The sequence below is a fragment of the Streptomyces sp. NPDC051684 genome, assembly GCF_044453445.1.
Lineage (GTDB): Bacteria > Actinomycetota > Actinomycetes > Streptomycetales > Streptomycetaceae > Streptomyces.
This window is the reverse complement of sequence record NZ_JBITCS010000018.1, coordinates 108,580-128,474: the sequence shown is the minus strand read 5'-3', so window position 1 is coordinate 128,474 and position 19,895 is coordinate 108,580. Positions and strand designations below refer to the sequence as shown.

Here is a 19,895-nt window from a genome sequence, read left to right as displayed (position 1 = left end):
GTAACGACTACTTATGCAAGGCGCTGTATAGGCATCTTCAGGCCACCACCCCGACCCGTCAACCAGCAAAAGTCCCGAAAATCGTTCCCAGGAGATACGTCACACCCGCCGCGGCGCCACCGAGGGCCAACTGCCGCAGGCCGCTGAACCACCAGGAACGCGCCGTCACCTTGGCCACGACCGCACCACAGGCGAACAGTCCGAGGAGCGCGAGCAGCACGGCCGGCCACAGCGCGCTCGCCCCGAGCAGATAGGGCAGCACCGGGATCAGCGCGCCGAGCGCGAACGATCCGAAGGACGAGACGGCGGCGACCATCGGCGAGGGAAGATCGCCGGGGTCGATGCCCAGCTCCTCGCGCGCGTGTATCTCCAGGGCCTGCTCGGGGTCCTTCGACAGTTGCCTGGCCACCTCGTGCGCGAGCTCCGGCTCGACGCCACGGGAGACGTACAGCTCGGCGAGCTCCTTCTCCTCGTCGGCCGGGTGCTTGCGCAACTCGCGGCGCTCGACGTCGAGTTCGGCCTCGACCAGCTCACGCTGGGAGGCGACGGAGGTGTACTCGCCGGCCGCCATGGAGAAGGCTCCGGCGGCGAGGCCCGACAGGCCGGTGATGATGATCGTCTGCTGGGAGACGGCGCCACCCGCGACACCGGCCATGAGCGCGAAGTTGGAGACGAGCCCGTCCATCGCGCCGAAGACCGCGGGGCGCAGCCAGCCACCGTTGACATCACGGTGCGTGTGGTTGTCCCGGTGGGCGTCGTGCAGTGCTGCCCCGGTCTCGATGATGGTCATGCTCGCGAACCCCGCTCCCCTGCGACTACTGCTTCTACGAGTCCGAAAGTACGCGCGAAAAATCGGCCCTGCCAGCAAGGAAGGCCGTACTTACCTGCGGTTTTGCGCCCTGCGCAACACGCTGACCTCCACCTTCCCGAACCGGTCGGTGACTTGGATCACAGGAAACACGCGTTGACGGGCGGGAAACGAGGGAGCAACATCCGTAAACGTTTCCAGCAACGGGAAACGTTTACAGCAGAAGACGGGAGGAACGCGGTGTCGAAGCCGACGATCATCTCCATCGCCGAGCGCGCCGGGGTCTCCATCGCGTCCGTCTCCCGCGTGCTCAACGGGATCGGGGCCCGCCCCGAGACCGTCGAGAAGGTCGAGCGCGCCGCCGCCGAACTCGGCTACGTACCGAACGCGGTGGCCCGCTCCCTCAAGGACGGCCGCACCCGCCAGCTCACCTTCGCGATGCCCGACATCGGCAACCCGGTGTACGTGGCGATGGTCCGCGCCATCCAGTCCGTCGCGAAGGACGCCGGGTACCGCCTCCTGCTGCACTCCACGGACGCCGTCGCCGAGGACGAGCTCGCCGTCCTGCGCAGCCTCGGCGACCGCACCAGCGACGGCCTCATCCTGTGCCCCATCCGCATCACGGACGCCCACGTGGACGCGCTGCGCTCGGCCTCCGGACCGGTCGTCGTCATCGGCTCGCTGCCCGGCGGCGTCCCGGTCGACAGCGTGCGCGCCGACTCCGTCGCGGGCGTCGCGCTCGCCGTGCGCCATCTGTACGAGACGGGCCGGCGCCGCATCGCCTTCGTCAACGGTCCCGCCGACACGGTCCCCGGGCGCAAGCGCGGCGAGGGCTTCCGCAAGGCCCTCGCGGACTGCGGCCTCGACCACGACCCGGACCTCGTCGTGCACACGGACTTCGGCATCGAGTCCGGGGCCGCGGCCGCCGAGTCGCTCCTCGACCTGAAGCCGGACGCGGTCTTCGGCGCCAACGACCAGCTGGCGCTCGGCGCGGCCCGCGCCCTGCACGCCCGCGGCCTGCGCATCCCCGAGGACGTCGCCGTCGCCGGGATGGACGACAGCGAACTCGCGCAGGCCGGCTGGCCCCCGCTGACCAGCGTCGACCTGGGCTCCACCGAGCGCGGGCGGCGCGCCGCCGAACTGCTGCTGCACCGCCTGAACGCCCCGGAAGCACCCGGAAGCACCGCGCGGAATCCCGCTCCCCGCTCCACCACCGCCCCTCCCCGCCTCGTCGTCCGCGCCTCCACGGGCCCGGCGGCGTCCGACAGTTGAGACATCGAGGATTGCCATGAGTCTCACCGCGCCACGGGACAACGCCGTCCCCGGCAGCCGCGGCACACCACCACCCCGTACACCTGGTCAGCGCAAGCGGGCGCTGGGGCTGGACCGGGGCGCGTGGTTCCTGCTGATGCCCGCGCTGATCCCGGTCCTGATCCTCAGCGTGGTCCCACTCCTGTACGGCCTCTCGCTCGCGTTCACCGACGCGCAGGCGGGGCGGACCTCCCCCACGCAGTTCATCGGCCTGGACAACTTCCTCGACCTGCGCCACGACTCGCTGTTCTGGGAGTCGTTCCGCATCGGCCTGGTGTGGGCGGTGAGCGTGACGGCACTCCAGTTCGTCCTCGCCCTCGGCCTCGCGCTGCTGCTCAACCAGAACCTGCGTTTCCGCTGGCTGGCCCGCACGCTGGCGCTCGTCCCGTGGGCGATGCCCGAGGTCGTCGTCGGCATCATGTGGCGGCTCGTCTACCACTCGGACGCGGGCGTCCTGAACAAGACGCTGACCCAGCTCGGGATCATCCACGAGAACGTCGACTGGCTCGCGGACCTGTCGTACGCGCTGCCCGCGGTGATCGTGGTGGGCGTATGGGCGGGCATGCCGCAGACGACGGTGGTGCTCCTCGCCGGGCTCCAGAACGTGCCGGTGGAGCTGCGAGAAGCCGCGCAGCTCGACGGCGCCGGCCTGTGGCGCCGCTTCACGGCCGTGACCTGGCCGGCCCTGAAGCCGGTGGTCATCGCCATCACGGCGCTCAACTTCATCTGGAACTTCAACTCGTTCGGCCTGGTCTACGTGCTGACGCAGGGCGGGCCCGGCGGCCAGACCCGACTCCCGATGCTGTTCGCGTACGAAGAGGCCTTCAAGTACGGGCAGTTCGGGTACGCCGCCGCGATGGGCCTGGCGATGGTCGCGGTGATCGCGGTGCTGCTGACGCTGTTCCTCCGCAAGAAGCTCAAGGAAGATGTGGAGGCGGCGGCATGAGCACGCATCGCACGCTCCCGAAGGTGGCGGGCCGAGCGGGGCGGGCCGCACAGTACACAGCGCTGCTCTGCTACATGGTCTTCCTGGCCTTCCCGTTCCTGTGGCTGGTCTCGACGTCCTTCAAGTCCCCGCAGGAGCTGGGCGCGATCGATCCGAGCTGGCTGCCGCAGCATCCGAGCCTGGACAACTACCGCGCCGCGTTCGACGCGCAGCCGCTGCTCCGCTCGGCGCTCAACAGCCTCGTCGTCGCGGTCAGCGCCTCCGTGATCTCGGTGGCGATCGCGGTCCCGGCCTCGTACGTCATGGTCCGCTACCGGACCCGCGTCAGCCAGGCGGGCACGGGCTGGATCCTGGTCAGCCAGATGTTCCCGTTCGTGCTGATCATCATCCCGCTGTTCCTGGTCCTGAAGAACCTGCGGATGATCGACAGCCTCTTCGGCCTGATCATCGTCTACGTCGTCTGGAACCTGCCCTTCTCGCTCTGGATGCTCCAGGGCTACGTGAAGTCGGTGCCGCGCTCCCTGGAGGAGGCGGCGGCGGTGGACGGCGCGGGCCGCCTGCGCACGCTGACCAGCGTGGTGCTTCCGCTTCTCGCCCCCGGTCTCGTCGCGACGCTGATGTTCAGCTTCGTGACCGCCTGGAACGAGTTCTTCTTCGCCCTCGTCCTCCTCAAGTCCCCGGAGAACCAGACGATGTCGGTCATCCTCACCCGCTTCCTCGGCGCCGAGGGCGTCGCCGACCTCGGGCCGCTCGCCGCGGCCTCGGTCCTCGCGACGATCCCCAGCCTGGTCTTCTTCGCGCTGCTCCAGCGGCGGCTCGTCGGCGGCATGCTCAGCGGGGCGGTGAAGGGCTGATGCGCGTACGCAAGTGCACCGCGGCGGCCGCGGCCGCCCTCGGTCTCGCCCTGGTCGCGGGCTGCTCCGGGTCCGGCTCGGACTCCGAGTCGGCGGACGGCACGGTCACCCTCGAATTCCTCAGCCTCGCCTGGCAGAAGGAGTCCATCGAGGCGAACAAGGCCCTGGTCGAGCGGTGGAACGACACCCACACCAAGGTCAAGGTCAAGTACGTCCAGGGCGTCTGGGACAGCATCCACGACCAGATGCTGACCTCCTTCGAGGGCGGCAAGGCGCCGGACATCTTCCACGACGACGCCTCCGACCTCACCGACTTCGGCCACGGCGGCTACCTCGCCGACCTGCGCCCCTACCTGCCGAAGTCACTGCGCGCGGACATCCCGCGGGCGTCCTGGGCCACGACCACGTACGGGAAGAAGATCTACGGCATCCCGTTCCTCCAGGAGCCGCGCGTGCTCGTCGTGAACAAGAAGCTCCTGAAACAGTCGGGCGTCCGCACACCCACGGTCCAACACCCGTGGTCCTGGGCCGAGTTCGAGCGGGCGAGCAAGAAGCTCACGCGCGACGAGAACCGCGACGGCAAACCCGAACAGTACGGCGTCGCCTGGTCGATGAAGGAACCCGTCACCCAGTCCGTGAACCTCGCGCAGTCCACCGGCGGCACGGTCTTCCACAAGGACGCGGACGGCAGGAACGAGATCCGCTACGACGCCGCCGACTCGGCCGTCGCACGCCTCATCAACCGGCAGGTCAACAAGGAGCACACCGCACCCAGGTCGGCGCTCGGCATGGCCGGCTCGGACACGCTGCCCGGCTTCTTCGCGGGCAAGTACGCCATGCTCCCGCTGAACTTCTCGTTCCGGCAGCAGGTCGAGCAGCAGGCCCCCAAGGGCTTCGACTGGACCGTCCTGCCGATGCCCGCGGGTTCGGGCGGCCTGGCCCAGGGCGTCGCCCCGCAGACCCTGTCCGTCTCCCAGGACAGCAGGCACAAGGAGGCGGCGGCCCGGTTCATCGCCTACCTCACGCGGGCCGACCACCAGATCCAACTGGCGCGCGGCGACTGGCTGCTGCCCACCAGCCGCGAGGCGCTGAAAGACCCGTCCCTCACCACGGAGAAGTACGGCTGGCGGACCGGCTCCGAGATGGCCGCGTCGCTGCGCCCGTCCCCGGTGCTCGGGGTGCGGGGCTACGCCGAATGGAAGGACAAGATCGCAACCCCGGCCTTCCAGGAGTACTACAACGGCGCGTTCGGCGTAACAGAGCTGCGCAAGCGTCTGGCGGACGACGGCAATCTGATCCTGAACCGCTACCAACGCTGAGCACCCGAGGTACCACCAGCACAGCACAACCCCAGAGATGAGCACGAACACACCATGAGCGTCAGCGTCGAACCGGACCCTCCTTCGGAGGGGCCGGAACCTCCCCCGGGAGCGGCGGCACAGTCACGCAGACTCCGTACCGTTCCGCACCCTCCCCCCGCGGCCGCGATCTCCCTGCGGGACCGCGCCCGCGGGGCGCTCCTCGGGCTCGCCGTCGGTGACGCGCTCGGCGCGCCCGCGGAGAACATGAAGCCGTCCCAGATCCGCGAACGCTGGGGCCGCATCGAGGGCTTCGTCGCCGCCGACCCGGCGGGCACGGACGACACCGAGTACGCGATCTTCTCGGGCCTGCTGCTCGCCGAGCACGGCGCGGGCCTCACCATCGAGCACGTCGAGCGGGCCTGGCACACCTGGATCGCGGACCGCGACGAGGGCCCCTTCAAGGGGGCGGGTTTCAGCGAACGCGGCACCCTCGAAAACCTCCGCCGGGGGCTCGCCGCCCCCATCTCCGCCCAGCACCGGCACGCCTGGAGCGACGGCCTCGCGATGCGCGCGGCGCCCTTCGGGGTGTACGCGGCGGGCCGCCCCGCGGAGGCGGCGCGCCTGGTGTCGATCGACGGCACGGTGTCGCACGACGGAGAGGGCATCCACGGCGGCCGTGCGGTCGCCGCGGGGGTCGCGGCGGCCATGGTCAGCCACAACCCCGACGCGGTGGTCCAGGCGGCGCTCTCCGTCGTCCCCGAGGACTCGTGGACGGCACGCTCCCTGCACCGGGCGGTCTCGACGGCGCGGCGGGCCCGCCGGGACCCGGACGGCACGCAGTTGTCGATGGAGCGGGCGGTGCGCAAGGCCGTCGTCATCGGCGGCTACCCGTGGACGGACCTCGCCCCCGAGGCGGTCGGCCTCGCGTTCGGCGCGTTCGCGGTGGCCCGCGGCGACTTCCGCGAATCGGTCCTCACGGCGGTCAACATGGGCCGCGACGCGGACACGACGGCGGCGGTGGCGGGAGCGCTCGCCGGTGCGTTGTGCGGCGAGGCCGCGATTCCGGAGGCGTGGGCGTCGGCGATCGGTCCGGTCCGGGGCAGCTGCCTCCCTTCGATGGCCGGCCGCCACGTCCTGGACGTGGCCGACCACCTCACACCTCCACCACCGGACCGGACGGGGGCCGTGGCATGACCCCCGACCACGCCACGGGGCTCCGCCCCGTCCCCCGCGCCTCAAACGCCGGCGGGGCTGTTTCAGCCCACTCAGACGCCGATGGGGCCAGGTTCCCCCGCTCAAGCGCGGACGAGGCCAACTTTTCCCACTCAATCGCCTATCCCGACCATCAAGCCCCTGCGGCACACTCAAGCGCAGGCCCGGCAATTCAGGTCTCTGCCACCCACTCAAGTGCAGACCCGGCCAATCAAACCCCTGCCGCAGATTCAAGCGCAGGCCCGGCAATTCAAGCCCCTGCGGCAGATTCAAGCGCAGGCCCGGCAATTCAAGCCCCTGCGGCGATTGAGCAGCGGGGTCCGGGGCAGAGCCCCGAGGCCGTAACGCCGGTGCCGGTCAATCAAGCCCCGCCGTTGGACGAGAGCCCACGGGGCCCGGGGCGGAGCCCCGCGAGCGCAACGCCGGTGCCGGTCAATCAAGCCCCGCCGGCGATTGAGGCGCGGGGTCCGGGGCAGAGCCCCGAGGCCGTGCCCACGTCCGCCGCCACGAACATCCGCCGCCTCGAAGGCCTCCTCCTAGGAATCGCCGCAGGGGACGCCGCCGGCTGGCCGTCGGGACGACACCGCGCCGCACGCCTCCCCGACTGGACCCGCCGCCTCACCCGCGAACTGGACACCTTCGCGGAGCAGAACGCCACCACCACCCTCCCTGTCCCCATCGCCCTGAACCAACCCCCGGAACCCCTCCGCCTGGGCCCGTCGGACGACGCCGAATGGGCCGCGTTCACCGCGTTCGCCGTCCTCGCCGCCCACGCCGACGGCCTCGGCGACCTCGACCCCGACCACCGCGTCCGCTCCTCCCTCGCCCTCGCCTGGAACACCCTCGCCGATGAGATCGCCGCGGCAGCGGCCCGCGCCGACGAGATCGAATCCGCCGACATCCCGCTGCGCGCCCGCATCTCGGTCCGCGCGGGCCTCGGCAACCTGGCGGCGGGCCTGCGCCCACCCGCCACGGGCCACGACAACCCGCACTACTTCGACGACGCGGCCTGCGTACGCGCCGCGGTCCTGGCAGCCGTCCACCCCGGCAGGCCCGACCTCGCCGCGGAACTCGCCGAGTTCGACGCCCGCTACACCCAGGACGGCGACGGCGTGCACGGCGCCCGCGCGATGGCGGCGGCCGTGGCCACCGCACTGGGCGGCGCCGGCATCGACACCTGCGTGGACGCCGCACTCGCCCAGCTCCCGGCCGGCACCGAGATCCACCGCAACGCCCACCGGGCCGTGGAGCTCGGCCGCGCCACGGCCGCGGCCCGCCCCGGCCAACCCGGCAACGCGTTCGCCCTGGTCCCCGTCCTGGAACACGAGATCGTCGACCACGTCTACAGCTACGGCATCGCGGCGGCCGAAACCGTCCCGGTGGCGCTCGCCGTCGCCACGGCCGCCGCGGGATCGGTCACCGAGGCCGTACCGACCGCGGCCTGCCTGTCCCGCGTCGCGGACTCGGCGCCCGCCCTGACCGGCGCCCTCACCGGCGCGATCGGCGGGGCGGACACGCTGCCCGCCACCTGGCGGGACGCCTGCGACATCCTCGCGGGCTGCGCACTGCCGCAACTCGCGGGAACCCAGCTGACGACCCTCGCAGGACGCCTCGCCCGCGCCACCTCGAACTCCCTTGCAGCGGAAGGAACCTCATCATGAGCACCACCGTTTCACCGGAAGCCTCGTCGCTCGTCTCCCTGGAGGACCGCACCACCGGCGCCCTGGTCGGCGCGGCCGTGGGCGACGCGCTCGGCGGCCCGGTCGAGGGCTGGACACCGGAGGCCATCGCGGAGCGGCACGGCGGCCGGGTGCGCGGCATCGTGGAACCCTTCTACAAGGACGACTGGAAGACGGCGCGGCCCATCGCGCCGTACCACAAGGGCGACGGACACGTCACCGACGACACCTTGATGACGCACGCGCTGATCCGCGTCTACGAGAAGGTCCGCGACCACCTCGACGCGTACGCGGTCGCCGACCACCTGGTCCCCGACCTGATCACGACCCCCCGCTGGATCCCGGAGCTCGAGGCGGAGGCCCTCCCCCTCCAACGCATCTTCCTCGCCGAGAAGTGGATCGTGGCGCGCATCCACTACGGGCACGTGGACCCGCGCGAGGCGGGCGTCGGCAACATCGTGAACTGCGGCGCGGCGATGTACATGGCCCCGGTCGGCGCGGTCAACGCGGGCAATCCGCTCAAGGCGTACGAAGAGGCGCTCGACGTCGCCGGGGCCCACCAGAGCTCCTACGGCCGGGAGGCGGCGGGCGTGTTCGCGGCGGCGGTCGCGGCGGCGTACAAGCCGGGCGCGACCCCGCAGTCCGTGGTCGAGGACGCACTCGCGCTCGCCAAGGACGGCACCCGGTCGGCGATCGAGGCGGTCTGCGAAGTGGCCGCCCGCTACGACGACTTCGAGGACGCCCTGAAGCCGCTGCGCGAGGCGGTCACCCCCTTCGACACGGTCGGCCCCGAGTACCGCAAGCCGTCGCTCGGCGCCCGCCGCCCGTCCCGCCTGCACGCCATCGAGGAACTCCCGGTCGCCCTCGGCATGCTCCTCGTCGGCCGCGGCGACTTCCGGCACACCGTGCTCGGCTCGGTCAACTACGGCCGCGACTGCGACTCGATCGCCACGATGAGCGGGGCGATCGTCGGCGCGCTGTACGGGGAGGGGGCCGTGCCCAAGGAGTGGAGCGCGGAGATCGCCCGGGCCAGCAAGCTGGACCTGCACGGTCCGGCGGCCTCGCTCGCGCGAGTCACGCGCGAGGTCTACGCGAAGGACCTGGACCGGCGCCGGTCCCACGATGCCGCGTTCGCGGCGGTGACCGGGCTGTACAGCGCCTTCCCGGGGGACAACCCCCGGACCCCCGGCCGGACAAGCGGGTCGGACGATCCGAGCGGCGCGTCCTCGCGAGGCGATTCCCTGTGACACTGCGACTGACCTGGGTGCAGCCCGAGGATCTGATCGGCCACGAGTTGCGCCAGGCGGCGCACGACGGTCGGGAAGCGTCTTCGGTGGAGGCCCGCTGGGTGGCGGCTGGCGGCCACCTGGCCCCGGAGCGGGCAGGGTCGTCCCCCGCCCCGGCGTCGCCCGCGGTGCGCCGCCTGGCGGAGGCCCTGCTCGATGAACTCGCCGCGATTCCCTCACCGTTGACGAAGTCGGAACCGACGGACCTGTCAGCGATCGAGTCCGCGACAAGCACATCTCCCCCACCCCGCCCCTTCCCGAAACCGGGGCTCCGCCCCGGACCCCGCTCCTCAATCGCCGGAGGGGCTTGCATTCAAGCCCCGCCTTGGGGCGAGAGGCAGGCCCGTCCGGCAGGACTTTCGGGAAGGGGCGGGGTGGGCGAGGAATCCGCCCTGCTCGACCGGCTGCACGCCGCATGGCTCGGCCGCGCCGCCGGCTGCCTGCTCGGCAAACCCGTCGAGAAGCTCCCCCTCGAAGGGATCCGGGCCATCGCCCGCTCCACCGGAAACTGGCCCCTGCGCGGCTGGTTCACGGAGCGCGACCTGGACCCCGCCGTGGCAGCGGCACACCCCTGGAACCGCCGCAGCGCCCCCACCTCCCTCGCCGAGAACATCGACGGCATGCCGGAGGACGACGACCTCAACTACCCGCTCCTCGCTCTCCTCCTGATCCAGCGTCACGGCCCGGATTTCACCACGGACGACGTGGCCAAACTCTGGCTCGACGAACTCCCCGCGGGCCGCACCTTCACCGCCGAACGCATCGCCTACCGCAACCTCCTGACCGGCCTCGAACCCCCGCACACGGCGACCCACCGCAACCCCTTCCGCGAATGGATCGGCGCCCAGATCCGCGCCGACGTCTTCGGCTGGATCAACCCCGGGGCCCCGGCCCACGCGGCCCGTCTCGCCCACCGGGACGCCGTTCTCACCCACACCGCCAACGGCGTCTACGGCGCGATGTTCACGGCTGCCACCATCGCCACCGCCGCCTCGGGCACCGCCGACGTGCACACGGCACTCGCATCCGGCCTGGCCGTCGTCCCCCCGCTCTCCCGCTACGCCCACGCCGTCCGCCTCGGCATCGAACTCGCCCACACCCACGAGGACTTCGACACGGTCGTCGACGAGCTGCACGCCGCCTACGCCGACCACCACTGGGTCCACGTCCTCCCCAACGCCGCCCTCCTCTCCGCCGCCCTCACCCACGCCGACGGCGACTTCGAGGGCGCCATCTGCCGCGCGGTCGGCGGCGGCTGGGACACCGATTCCAACGGCGCGACCGCCGGCTCGGTCGCCGGACTGCTCGCCGGGCACCCCGACGCGCTCGGCGAGCACTGGACCGCCCCGTTGAAGAACCGGCTCGCCACCACGGTCGCCGGCTTCGACGGCATCGGCTTCGACGAACTGGCCCGGCTCACCCTGGAGGCCCGCACATGACGCCCCCCACCGACAACGACACCACCGACGCCACCACCGAAGCGCCCCGAGGCCCCCTCACCGGCCTGCGCGTCCTCGACCTCGCCACCCTCTTCGCCGGGCCGATCTGCGCCACGATGCTCGGCGACTTCGGCGCCGAGGTCATCAAGGTGGAACACCCGCGCAGGCCGGACCCGTCCCGCGGCCACGGACCGTCGAAGGACGGCGTGGGACTGTGGTGGAAGACGCTCGGCCGCAACAAGAAGAACCTCACCCTCGACCTGTCCTCCCCCGGCGGCCGCGAGGTCCTGCTCAAGCTGGTCGCCGAGTCCGACGTGGTGATCGAGAACTTCCGCCCCGGCACCCTGGAGAAGTGGCACCTCGGCTGGGACGAGCTGAGCGCCGCCAACCCGCGCCTGGTCCTCGCCCGCGTCACCGGCTTCGGCCAGTTCGGCCCGTACGCGCGCCGCCCCGGATTCGGCACGCTCGCCGAGGCCATGTCCGGCTTCGCGGCGATCACCGGGCAGCCCGACGGGCCGCCGACGCTCCCCCCGTTCGGCCTCGCCGACTCCATCGCCGCGCTCGCCACCTCGTACGCGATCATGACGGCGCTCCACGCACGGGACGCGACAGACCGCGGCCAGGTCGTCGACATGGCGATCATCGAGCCGATGCTGTCGATCCTCGGCCCGCAGGCCACCTGGTACGACCAGCTGGGCTACGTCCAGCCGCGCACCGGCAACCGTTCCACCAACAACGCCCCGCGCAACACCTACCGCACCACCGACGACAAGTGGGTCGCGGTCTCCACGTCCGCGCAGTCGATCGCCGAGCGCGTGATGCACCTGGTCGGGCGGCCGGAGTTCATCGACGAGGAGTGGTTCGCGACGGGCGCGGGCCGCGCGCTGCACGCCGACGAGCTCGACGCGGCGGTCGGCGGCTGGATCGCCCAGCACACCCGCGACGAAGTGGTCGCTGCCTTCGAGAAGGCGGAGGCCGCCATCGCCCCGATCTACGACGTCCGCGACGTCCTCGCCGACGAGCAGTACCAGGCCCTGAACTCCATCACCGAGCTCCCCGACCCGGACCTCGGCACGGTCAAGATGCAGAACGTGCTCTTCCGCCTCTCCGAGACCCCCGGCTCCATCCGCTGGACGGGCCGCCCGCACGGCTCGGACACGGACGAGATCCTGGGCGGCCTCGGCCTGTCGGAGGCGGCCGTCGTGTCCCTGCGGGAGGCTGGTGCGGTATGAGCGCATCGCTGGAGAAGACGTACCTGACCTGGCTGTACGTGCCCGGGGACCGCCCCGACGTCGTCGCCAAGGCGCTCGGCTCGGGCGCCGACGTGGTGCTGGTCGACCTGGAGGACGCGGTCGCCCCCGACCGCAAGGCGTACGCGCTCGACGCCACCGTCGAACTCCTCGCCGACAAGCACAAGACGCCGGTGCACGTCCGCGTCAACGCGCTGGACGGTCCGCTCGCCGAGCAGGAGGTACGCCGCCTCACCCCGCTCCCCGGCCTCGACGCGCTGCGGCTGCCGAAGGTGGGCGGCCCCGCGGACCTGACCCGCGTACAGGACTGGGCGGTGGAAGTGCCGCCGCTGTACGCCCTGTTGGAGTCGGCGACGGGCGTCGAGCACGCCTACGACATCGCCGCCCACCACGGTGTGCACGGCATCGCGCTCGGCGAGGCGGACCTGCGCGCCGACCTCGGTGTCACGGACGCCGCGGGCCTCGCGTGGGTGCGCGGCCGGGCGGTCGTGGCGGCGCGGGCGGCCCGGCTGCCACCACCGCCGCAGTCCGTCTACCCGGACGTCCGGGACACGGAGGGCCTGGCCCGCTCCTGCGCCGAGGGCCGCGCCCTGGGCTTCCTCGGCCGCACGGCGATCCACCCCCGCCAGCTCCCGGTGATCGAGGAGGCCTTCCGCCCCACGGCGGCGGAGGTGGCGGCGGCCCAGGAGATCGTGTGCGCGGCGGCCACGGAGGCGGGCGCCCTGGCCCTGCCCGACGGCCGGTTCGTCGACGCGGCGGTGGTGGCGGCCGCGCGCAGGACGCTGAGGCTGGCACATTCAAGCCCGTCCGGCGTTTGAGGACAGTCCGTTCGGGCGGCCGACCGCAACGGCAAAGGGCGCCGGACCAACCGGTCCGGCGCCCTCACCCACGTACAGCCGAAGACCGTCAGGTCTTCTTCGCCTCGGTCTTCTCGCTCTTGTCGCTCTTGTCGTTCTTCGCGCTCTTCGAAAGGTCGACGTCGTCCTCGACGTCACCGTCATCCTCGCCCGCCGGACCGTCGGAGACTCCCGGTTCGACGACCTCCTCGCGCCCGGGCCGCGTCCGCGCCGACACCACCATGTAGATCACGGCGAGCAGGAAGACGCCCAGCGCCGTCCAGTCGTTGAGCCGCAGGCCGAGGATGTGGTGCGCGTCGTCCACGCGCATGTACTCGATCCAGAACCGGCCCACGCAGTACGACGCGACGTACAGCGCGAACGCCCGGCCGTGTCCGAGCTTGAACTTCCGGTCTGCCCAGATGACGAGCAGCGCGACGCCGATGCACCACAGCGACTCGTACAGGAACGTCGGGTGGTACGTGCCCGGCACCCGCCCGTCCGTGTCCGAGGTGATCTTGAGGGCCCACGGCACGTCGGTGGCCCGCCCGTACAGCTCCTGGTTGAACCAGTTGCCCCAGCGGCCGACGGCCTGGGCGAGGGCGATGCCGGGCGCGATGGCGTCGGCGTAGGCCGGCAGCGGGACGCCGCGGCGGCGGGCGCCGATCCAGGCGCCGACCGCGCCGAGCGCGATGGCGCCCCAGATGCCGAGGCCGCCCTCCCAGACCTTGAAGGCGTCCACCCAGTCACGGCCCTCGCTGAAGTACAGCTGGTAATCCGTGATCACGTGGTAGAGGCGACCGCCGACCAGGCCGAAGGGCACCGCCCAGACGGCGATGTCGGCGACCGTGCCGGCCCGCCCGCCGCGGGCGACCCAGCGCCGGTTGCCGAGCCAGACGGCCACGAAGACGCCGATGATGATGCAGAACGCGTAGCCGCGCAGCGGAATGGGTCCGAGATAGACCACTCCGCGCTCGGGGCTGGGGATGAAGGCAAGTTCCATGGCAGGTCCGACGCTACCGTGCCGGGCCGCGGGCACGACGGGCAGCCCGGCAACGGCTGCGTAACGGCTCCGACTACTTGTTCGCGTCCTCGACCATCTTCTTGAACTTGGCCGGGGTCAGGGTCTGGTCGCTCAGGATGTCCTTGCCGTTGAGCCGGACCGTCGGCGTCCCGTTGTACTTCGCGTCCTGGAACGCCTTGTACGACTTGTTCACCCAGCTGTCGTGCGTTCCCTTGTTCACACAGGACTTGAACGTGCCCGTGTCGAGGCCGCCGACCTTTCCGGCGAGCTCGATCAGCTTGTCGTTCTTCGCGAAGGCGTCGTCGGTTTCCTCGGGCTGGTTCTCGAACAGCACGTCGTGGTAGTCGCGGAACTTCCCGGCGTCCTGCGCGCAGCCCGCGGCGTTGGCCGCGCGGAGCGAGCCGGTGCCCTGCATGTTCGAGTCGATCAGCGTGACGAGGTGGTAGTTGACCTTGAGCTCACCCGCGTCGGCGAGCTCGTGGATCGTCGAGCGATAGGTGTCCTCGAAGGTCTTGCAGGCGGGGCAGCGGAAGTCCTCCCAGATCTCCAGCGTCGACTTCGCGCCGGCCTTGCCGACGGGGATCGCCAGCTCGTCCTTGCCGGTGGCGCCCTTCGGCGCGACCACGGGCCCCGAGGCCGCGTCCCCCGAACTGTCGTCGCCCGAATTCGCGGCGACCACCCCGATCACCGCGGCCAGGCCGAGCACACACACCACGGCCGCGCCCACGATCAACGTCCTGCGCCGCTTCTCAGCGGTCTTCTGCTTCTGGCGCTCGGCGGCAAGGCGTTCGCGGGCCGCGCGCTTTCCCTCTCGGTTCTTCTCGCTCACACCAGCGCCAACGAACCGGGAAGGCACGAGCGTGCCTCCCCGGTCCGGTTTCCATCCGTATGGGTGACGTAACTCCCTGTTACTACGGGTGGGTTCCGCTTGCTACGCCTTGTCCCGTACGCCCGCGGCGAGTTCACCGGCGAGGGCGCGCACCGCTTCGAGGCCGACCTTCTCGTCCGGGGCGTCCAGCATCCGCTTCACGAACGCCGAGCCGACGATGACCCCGTCCGCGAAGCCCGCGACCTCCTTGGCCTGCGTCGCGTTGGAGACGCCGAGGCCCACGCAGACCGGCAGGTCGGTCGTGGCCTTGGTGCGCTCGACGAGCTCCTTGGCCTGGTTGCCGACGGACTCGCGGGTGCCGGTGACGCCCATCAGGGACGCCGCGTACACGAAGCCCGAACCGGCCGCCGTGATGGTGGCGAGGCGCTCGTCCTTGCTGCTGGGGGCGACGACGAAGACGGTCGCGAGGCCGTGCTTGTCGGCGTGCTCGCGCCACACGGCCGACTCCTGCACGGGCAGGTCCGGCAGGATGCAGCCCGCGCCGCCCGCCTCGGCGAGCTCGGCGGTGAACCGCTCGATGCCGTAGCGGTCGATGGGGTTCCAGTACGTCATGACGAGGACCGGCTTGCCGGTGGCCTCGTGCGCCTCGCGGACGGTGCGCATGACGTCCTTGATCTTCAGGCCGCCGCGCAGCGCGATGTCGTCGGCGGTCTGGATGACCGGGCCGTCGAGCACCGGGTCGGAGTGCGGCAGGCCGACCTCCACGACGTCCGCGCCGCCGTCGAAGGCGGCCTTGACCGCCTCGATGCCGCCGTCGACCGTCGGGAATCCGGCGGGCAGGTAGGCGATGAGGGCGGAGCGGCCCTCGGCCTTCGCGCCGGCGAGAGTGTCGTTCAGCAGCTGAATGTTCCCGCTCACTTGGCGTCTCCCTCGATCTCGGCCACCTCGGTGTCGGCGTTGGCCGCCACGGCGCCGTCCGTGCCGTACAGGCCGAAGTAACGGGCCGCCGTGTCCATGTCCTTGTCGCCGCGCCCGGACAGGTTGATGACGATCAGCCCGTCCTTGCCCAGCTCCTTGCCGACGTCGAGGGCGCCCGCGAGGGCGTGCGCCGACTCGATGGCCGGGATGATGCCCTCCGTCTGCGACAGCAGGCGCAGCGCCTGCATCGCGGCGTCGTCGGTGACCGCGCGGTACTCGCCGCGGCCCGAGTCCTTGAGGTAGGCGTGCTCCGGGCCGATGCCCGGGTAGTCGAGGCCCGCCGAGATCGAGTACGGCTCGGTGATCTGGCCCTCTTCGTCCTGGAGGACGTAGGAGCGGGAGCCGTGCAGGATGCCGGGCTCGCCCGCGCTGAGCGTCGCCGCGTGCTCGCCGGTCTCGATGCCGTGGCCGGCCGGCTCGCAGCCGATCAGGCGGACGTCGGCGTCCGGGATGAAGGCGTGGAACAGACCGATGGCGTTGGAGCCGCCGCCGACGCAGGCGACCGCGGCGTCCGGAAGCCGACCGACGCGCTCCAGGATCTGGCGGCGCGCCTCGACGCCGATGACCCGGTGGAAGTCGCGGACCATGGCCGGGAACGGGTGCGGGCCCGCGACCGTGCCGAACAGGTAGTGCGTGTTATCGACGTTGGCGACCCAGTCGCGGAACGCCTCGTTGATGGCGTCCTTGAGGGTGCGGGAGCCGGACTTCACGGCCTCGACCTCGGCGCCCAGCATCCGCATGCGGGCCACGTTCAGAGCCTGGCGCTCGGTGTCGATCTCGCCCATGTAGATCTTGCACTCGAGGCCGAGCAGCGCGCAGGCGGTGGCGGTCGCGACGCCGTGCTGGCCCGCTCCGGTCTCCGCGATGACGCGGGTCTTGCCCATGCGCTTGGTGAGCAGGGCCTGGCCGAGCACGTTGTTGATCTTGTGCGAGCCGGTGTGGTTCAGGTCCTCGCGCTTGAGGAAGACGCGGGCGCCACCGGCGTGCTCGGCGAACCGGGGCACCTCGGTGAGCGCCGACGGGCGGCCCGTGTAGTTGACCAGGAGGTCGTCGAGCTCGGCGGCGAACGCCGGGTCGTTCTTGGCCTTGTCGTACTCGACGGCGACCTCGTCCACGGCGGCGACGAGCGCCTCCGGGATGAACTTGCCGCCGAACGCGCCGAAGTACCCCTCGGCGCTGGGGATGTGACCCTCGGGGTCGGGAATGAAGTACTCGCTGGGCATGCGTAACCCTCACGGTGAGTTGGGTGGTGACTGGTCGCCGTGGGGGGCGTGGGTGACCGCGCAGCACGTTCCCGCGCCCCTTGCTGGGGCCAAGGTACGTACTGGATCGCGGACGTCGGCGCTTGCTCGCCCGCGCCCGCGCGGCGGTGGCCGCCGATGGTGCGGTGGCCGCCGATGGTCAGGTAGGACCCGCGCCCCTAGAGGGCGCCTCGCCATCGCATGCCGTTGATCTGGCCCGGCTCCGCGCCGATGTGGTAGCGGACCCGTCGCCCGCGCACACGCCTCGCCGGCGCACGGCAGCCGCGGGGGCGGCAACCGGGGGCGAGGCGTGCGGCGATGGGCATGGGGGCAGTTTACCGTCCGTGCCGCAGGGCCGGGTGGGCGCCCGCCGCGACGAGGTCGGCAACCGCGGACTTCGGGTCGCGGCCGGTCACCAGGGACTCGCCGACGAGGACGGCGTCCGCGCCCGCGTTGGCGTACGCGATCAGGTCGTGCGGGCCGCGCACGCCGGACTCGGCCACCTTGACGATGTGGTCCGGGATGTCCGGGGCGACACGCTCGAAGGTGCCACGGTCGACCGAAAGGTCCTTGAGGTTGCGGGTGTTGATGCCGATGATCTTGGCCCCGGCGTCGATCGCGCGCTCCACCTCGTCCTCGTCGTGCGCCTCGACGAGCGGCGTCAGGCCGATCGACACGGCGCGCTCGATGAGGGACTCCAGGGCGGGCTGCTCGAGCGCCGCGACGATCAGCAGCGCGAGGTCGGCGCCGTACGCGCGGGCCTCCCACAGCTGGTACGAGGTGACGATGAAGTCCTTGCGCAGGACCGGGATGTCGACCTTGGCGCGGACGGCCTCCAGGTCGGCGAGCGAGCCGCCGAAGCGGCGCTGCTCGGTGAGGACGGAGATGACGGCCGCGCCGCCCGCCTCGTAGTCGGCGGCGAGGGCGGCAGGGTCGGCGATCGCGGCGAGCGCGCCCTTGGAGGGGCTGGACCGCTTGACCTCGCAGATCACCTTGACGCCGTCGCCCTTGAGCGCGGCGACCCCGTCCTTGGCCGGGCGAGCCTTCGCCGCGCGCTCCTTGAGCTCGTCGAGGCTGACGCGCGCCTGCCGCTCCGCAAGGTCGGCACGGACTCCGTCGATGATCTCGTCGAGCACACTCACGCGAGCGGACTCCTTTCCGGGCATCCCCTGGGCGTTCATCTGGTCTTTGTGAATGGTATCCGTCGCAGGGCGAAGGTCCCGCATCCGGTTGACGTCGGTCCCACTACCTGGACAGATGCAGTTGATCAAGGGCTTAGGAAGCCACCGAACGGCAGGTTCCGGACAACGGTGAACGCGAGTACGACCCCGCCGAGCACCCAGAGCTGCGCCCGGCCGAGCGCGAAGCCGGTGGGCCTGCCGCGGGCCGCCCGCAGGGCCCACACCGTCCAGACCACGGCGAACAGCGCGTAGCCGACGACGGCGAGGGCATTGGCTCCGAGCGCGCCCGTGAGATCCCCGTGCGCGACGGCGTGGGCGCTGCGCAGGCCACCGCAGCCGGGGCAGTAGGCGCCCGTGAGCTGGAGGAACGGGCAGGCCGGGTAGTGGCCGGGCTCGTTCGGGTCGACGGCACCCACATAGGCGAAGGCGAGGGCGACCCCGCCCAGCACGCCGAGCGGGACCACGAGCCGGCGCAGGGCGCCGAAGCGGGCGGGGGCGGTGTCGGCGCCTGGATCGGCGTCGGTTTCGGTCGTCTCCACGGTCACCCGTGAATTCTGCATCCGCGGGCCCCGGACCGCTCCCCGGGAAACACGAAAGGGGCGCAGCAGCCGGTCGGTCGGCCGCTCCGCCCCTCTCGCGGGTTCTACGGTACGAGGGCTCAGGCCTCCGAGCCCGCGGGCTGCGCCGCAGCGGCGGACTTGAGCTGGAGCTCGGCACGCTTCGGCTTGCCCAGGCCCATGGCGCTCATCACACCGCCGGCGATCGCGGAGATCGCCAGCAGGGCCATGCCGGCCCAGAAACCGGCGACGTTGCCCATCACCATGAAGGCACCCGCGACACAGAAACCGATGAAGGCGATGATGACACCGGTCCAGGCGGCCGGGGTGTGTCCGTGGCTGCTGTCCGCCATGGCTTGCTCCTCGTTGCTTATGGCCCATGCGTACGCATGGCGTACGACGTTCCTGTCTATTGTCCCGTACTCGCGAGTGAGCCCGGAACGCGGGGTCCGGCGGCTACGCGCCGGTCGGGTCCTCGCCGCGGTCGAGGGCCTTCCACAGCTCCTCGGGGCGTTCCGGGTCCACGGCCTTGCGGCGGGTCCGCGGGGCGCCCGAGCGCTCGTAGCGGCCGCCCATCGACGGCCAGGCCGCGCCGTACACCACGGCGAGGATCCCGGCGATCAGGATGAGCGCGCCGCCGGCCGCCGAGACGTACGGCCACGCCGTGCTGCTGAGTGCGTGGATGGTCGCGGAGGCGTCCCCGGCGGCCTGTGCCGCCTTCTCGTCGAGCGCGGCGCTGTCGCCCGCGCCGAGCACGGCGGCGGCGACGGCGCCCGCACCGCTGAGCGCGAGCAGGAGGGCGACCAGGACGCGGCCGACCTTGCGGACCGCGAACACGGCGACGAGCGCGGCGAGCCCCACTATGGCGAGGGCCGCGGGGACGCCCGTGACGTCGCTGCCCTTCGCGGTCAGCGGCAGCTTGCCGCCGGCGACCGCGGCGACACCGGAGCACCACTCCTGTCGGGAGGCGAGCAGGGCGATCGCGGCTCCCGCGGCCCCGCAGAGCAGGGCGACGGCGAGGCTGCGTCGGCCGTTCTTCGAGGAAGCGGCCGACTCGGCGGCATCGGTACGGGGGTGCGGTACAGCAGTCACGTACTCCACTATCGCCCCTGTGTGCGGGTTTACGTGAGTCGGGGCCCTCAGTCGTGCGTCACGTCACAGGG

20 protein-coding genes are annotated in these 19,895 nt (G+C 71.7%); 10 read left to right on the top strand and 10 right to left on the bottom strand.

Features of this window, described 5'->3' with window-relative positions:
• Window positions 1-58 precede the first annotated feature (58 nt).
• Entirely contained in the window at window positions 59-790 is a 732-nt protein-coding gene (locus ACIA8D_RS22645; protein WP_399234789.1) for a VIT1/CCC1 transporter family protein, read from the bottom strand.
• A gap of 258 nt (window positions 791-1,048) precedes the next feature.
• Between ACIA8D_RS22645 and ACIA8D_RS22640 the strand changes: the two genes are divergently transcribed.
• From ACIA8D_RS22640 to ACIA8D_RS22595, 10 genes are all read left to right on the top strand, one after another.
• On the top strand, window positions 1,049-2,080 hold the full coding sequence (locus ACIA8D_RS22640; RefSeq protein ID WP_399234788.1) for a LacI family DNA-binding transcriptional regulator: 1,032 nt from the start codon (window positions 1,049-1,051) through the stop codon (window positions 2,078-2,080).
• A 16-nt stretch (window positions 2,081-2,096) separates the two neighbouring features.
• The gene (locus ACIA8D_RS22635) at window positions 2,097-3,065 is read left to right on the top strand and encodes a carbohydrate ABC transporter permease (RefSeq protein ID WP_399234786.1); all 969 of its coding nucleotides are present in this window, start codon (window positions 2,097-2,099) and stop codon (window positions 3,063-3,065) included.
• Complete coding sequence (locus ACIA8D_RS22630; RefSeq protein WP_399234785.1) at window positions 3,062-3,919, top strand: carbohydrate ABC transporter permease; 858 nt, start codon at window positions 3,062-3,064, stop codon at window positions 3,917-3,919. Before ACIA8D_RS22635 ends, ACIA8D_RS22630 begins: the two co-directional genes overlap by 4 nt.
• Entirely contained in the window at window positions 3,919-5,238 is a 1,320-nt protein-coding gene (locus ACIA8D_RS22625; RefSeq protein WP_399234784.1) for an ABC transporter substrate-binding protein, read from the top strand. The genes ACIA8D_RS22630 and ACIA8D_RS22625 overlap by 1 nt, the downstream gene beginning before the upstream one ends.
• Window positions 5,239-5,292: 54 nt before the next feature.
• Window positions 5,293-6,414: an ADP-ribosylglycohydrolase family protein gene (locus ACIA8D_RS22620; RefSeq protein WP_399234783.1), complete on the top strand. Its 1,122-nt coding sequence runs from the start codon at window positions 5,293-5,295 to the stop codon at window positions 6,412-6,414.
• A gap of 506 nt (window positions 6,415-6,920) precedes the next feature.
• The gene (locus tag ACIA8D_RS22615; protein WP_399234781.1) at window positions 6,921-8,093 is read left to right on the top strand and encodes an ADP-ribosylglycohydrolase family protein; all 1,173 of its coding nucleotides are present in this window, start codon (window positions 6,921-6,923) and stop codon (window positions 8,091-8,093) included.
• Complete coding sequence (locus ACIA8D_RS22610) at window positions 8,090-9,358, top strand: ADP-ribosylglycohydrolase family protein (protein ID WP_399234779.1); 1,269 nt, start codon at window positions 8,090-8,092, stop codon at window positions 9,356-9,358. The genes ACIA8D_RS22615 and ACIA8D_RS22610 overlap by 4 nt, the downstream gene beginning before the upstream one ends.
• Window positions 9,355-10,836, top strand: coding sequence for an ADP-ribosylglycohydrolase family protein (locus ACIA8D_RS22605; protein ID WP_399234778.1), 1,482 nt, complete (start codon window positions 9,355-9,357; stop codon window positions 10,834-10,836). Before ACIA8D_RS22610 ends, ACIA8D_RS22605 begins: the two co-directional genes overlap by 4 nt.
• On the top strand, window positions 10,833-12,068 hold the full coding sequence (locus ACIA8D_RS22600) for a CaiB/BaiF CoA transferase family protein (protein ID WP_399234777.1): 1,236 nt from the start codon (window positions 10,833-10,835) through the stop codon (window positions 12,066-12,068). Before ACIA8D_RS22605 ends, ACIA8D_RS22600 begins: the two co-directional genes overlap by 4 nt.
• Window positions 12,065-12,904 carry an HpcH/HpaI aldolase/citrate lyase family protein gene (locus tag ACIA8D_RS22595; RefSeq protein ID WP_399234776.1) on the top strand — a complete coding sequence of 280 codons (840 nt, stop codon included), beginning with the start codon at window positions 12,065-12,067 and terminating at the stop codon, window positions 12,902-12,904. The genes ACIA8D_RS22600 and ACIA8D_RS22595 overlap by 4 nt, the downstream gene beginning before the upstream one ends.
• Window positions 12,905-12,992: 88 nt before the next feature.
• Here ACIA8D_RS22595 and lgt read toward each other — a convergent pair whose 3' ends face one another.
• The 9 genes from lgt to ACIA8D_RS22550 form a co-directional block, all read right to left on the bottom strand.
• Window positions 12,993-13,925, bottom strand: a complete 933-nt coding sequence (gene lgt, locus ACIA8D_RS22590) for a prolipoprotein diacylglyceryl transferase (RefSeq protein WP_399234774.1) — start codon at window positions 13,923-13,925, stop codon at window positions 12,993-12,995.
• A 73-nt stretch (window positions 13,926-13,998) separates the two neighbouring features.
• Window positions 13,999-14,775: a thioredoxin domain-containing protein gene (locus ACIA8D_RS22585; protein ID WP_399234773.1), complete on the bottom strand. Its 777-nt coding sequence runs from the start codon at window positions 14,773-14,775 to the stop codon at window positions 13,999-14,001.
• Between the two features lie 102 nt (window positions 14,776-14,877).
• Complete coding sequence (trpA, locus tag ACIA8D_RS22580) at window positions 14,878-15,693, bottom strand: tryptophan synthase subunit alpha (protein ID WP_399234771.1); 816 nt, start codon at window positions 15,691-15,693, stop codon at window positions 14,878-14,880.
• The gene (gene trpB / locus ACIA8D_RS22575; RefSeq protein WP_399234769.1) at window positions 15,690-16,976 is read right to left on the bottom strand and encodes a tryptophan synthase subunit beta; all 1,287 of its coding nucleotides are present in this window, start codon (window positions 16,974-16,976) and stop codon (window positions 15,690-15,692) included. Before trpB ends, trpA begins: the two co-directional genes overlap by 4 nt.
• 197 nt (window positions 16,977-17,173) lie before the next feature.
• Window positions 17,174-17,320, bottom strand: coding sequence for a tryptophan biosynthesis modulator TrpM (gene trpM / locus ACIA8D_RS22570; protein WP_399234767.1), 147 nt, complete (start codon window positions 17,318-17,320; stop codon window positions 17,174-17,176).
• Between the two features lie 9 nt (window positions 17,321-17,329).
• On the bottom strand, window positions 17,330-18,136 hold the full coding sequence (gene trpC, locus ACIA8D_RS22565) for an indole-3-glycerol phosphate synthase TrpC (RefSeq protein ID WP_399234766.1): 807 nt from the start codon (window positions 18,134-18,136) through the stop codon (window positions 17,330-17,332).
• Window positions 18,137-18,261: 125 nt separating this feature from the next.
• Complete coding sequence (locus ACIA8D_RS22560) at window positions 18,262-18,735, bottom strand: DUF2752 domain-containing protein (protein ID WP_399234764.1); 474 nt, start codon at window positions 18,733-18,735, stop codon at window positions 18,262-18,264.
• Window positions 18,736-18,833: 98 nt separating this feature from the next.
• Window positions 18,834-19,085: an HGxxPAAW family protein gene (locus tag ACIA8D_RS22555; protein ID WP_399234762.1), complete on the bottom strand. Its 252-nt coding sequence runs from the start codon at window positions 19,083-19,085 to the stop codon at window positions 18,834-18,836.
• Between the two features lie 103 nt (window positions 19,086-19,188).
• Window positions 19,189-19,833, bottom strand: coding sequence for a TIGR02234 family membrane protein (locus tag ACIA8D_RS22550; RefSeq protein ID WP_399234760.1), 645 nt, complete (start codon window positions 19,831-19,833; stop codon window positions 19,189-19,191).
• Window positions 19,834-19,895 lie beyond the last annotated feature (62 nt).

What these genes read in the sequence shown, in the direction of transcription:
- trpB (WP_399234769.1), bottom strand. Translation starts at nt 16,976, where the DNA reads ATGCCCAGCGAGTACTTCATTCCCGACCCCGAGGGTCACATCCCCAGC.
- ACIA8D_RS22595 (WP_399234776.1), top strand. Translation starts at nt 12,065, where the DNA reads ATGAGCGCATCGCTGGAGAAGACGTACCTGACCTGGCTGTACGTGCCC.
- ACIA8D_RS22600 (WP_399234777.1), top strand. Translation starts at nt 10,833, where the DNA reads ATGACGCCCCCCACCGACAACGACACCACCGACGCCACCACCGAAGCG.
- ACIA8D_RS22635 (WP_399234786.1), top strand. Translation starts at nt 2,097, where the DNA reads ATGAGTCTCACCGCGCCACGGGACAACGCCGTCCCCGGCAGCCGCGGC.
- ACIA8D_RS22625 (WP_399234784.1), top strand. Translation starts at nt 3,919, where the DNA reads ATGCGCGTACGCAAGTGCACCGCGGCGGCCGCGGCCGCCCTCGGTCTC.
- ACIA8D_RS22645 (WP_399234789.1), bottom strand. Translation starts at nt 790, where the DNA reads ATGACCATCATCGAGACCGGGGCAGCACTGCACGACGCCCACCGGGAC.
- ACIA8D_RS22630 (WP_399234785.1), top strand. Translation starts at nt 3,062, where the DNA reads ATGAGCACGCATCGCACGCTCCCGAAGGTGGCGGGCCGAGCGGGGCGG.
- ACIA8D_RS22560 (WP_399234764.1), bottom strand. Translation starts at nt 18,735, where the DNA reads ATGCAGAATTCACGGGTGACCGTGGAGACGACCGAAACCGACGCCGAT.
- trpM (WP_399234767.1), bottom strand. Translation starts at nt 17,320, where the DNA reads ATGCCCATCGCCGCACGCCTCGCCCCCGGTTGCCGCCCCCGCGGCTGC.
- ACIA8D_RS22620 (WP_399234783.1), top strand. Translation starts at nt 5,293, where the DNA reads ATGAGCGTCAGCGTCGAACCGGACCCTCCTTCGGAGGGGCCGGAACCT.
- ACIA8D_RS22610 (WP_399234779.1), top strand. Translation starts at nt 8,090, where the DNA reads ATGAGCACCACCGTTTCACCGGAAGCCTCGTCGCTCGTCTCCCTGGAG.
- ACIA8D_RS22555 (WP_399234762.1), bottom strand. Translation starts at nt 19,085, where the DNA reads ATGGCGGACAGCAGCCACGGACACACCCCGGCCGCCTGGACCGGTGTC.
- lgt (WP_399234774.1), bottom strand. Translation starts at nt 13,925, where the DNA reads ATGGAACTTGCCTTCATCCCCAGCCCCGAGCGCGGAGTGGTCTATCTC.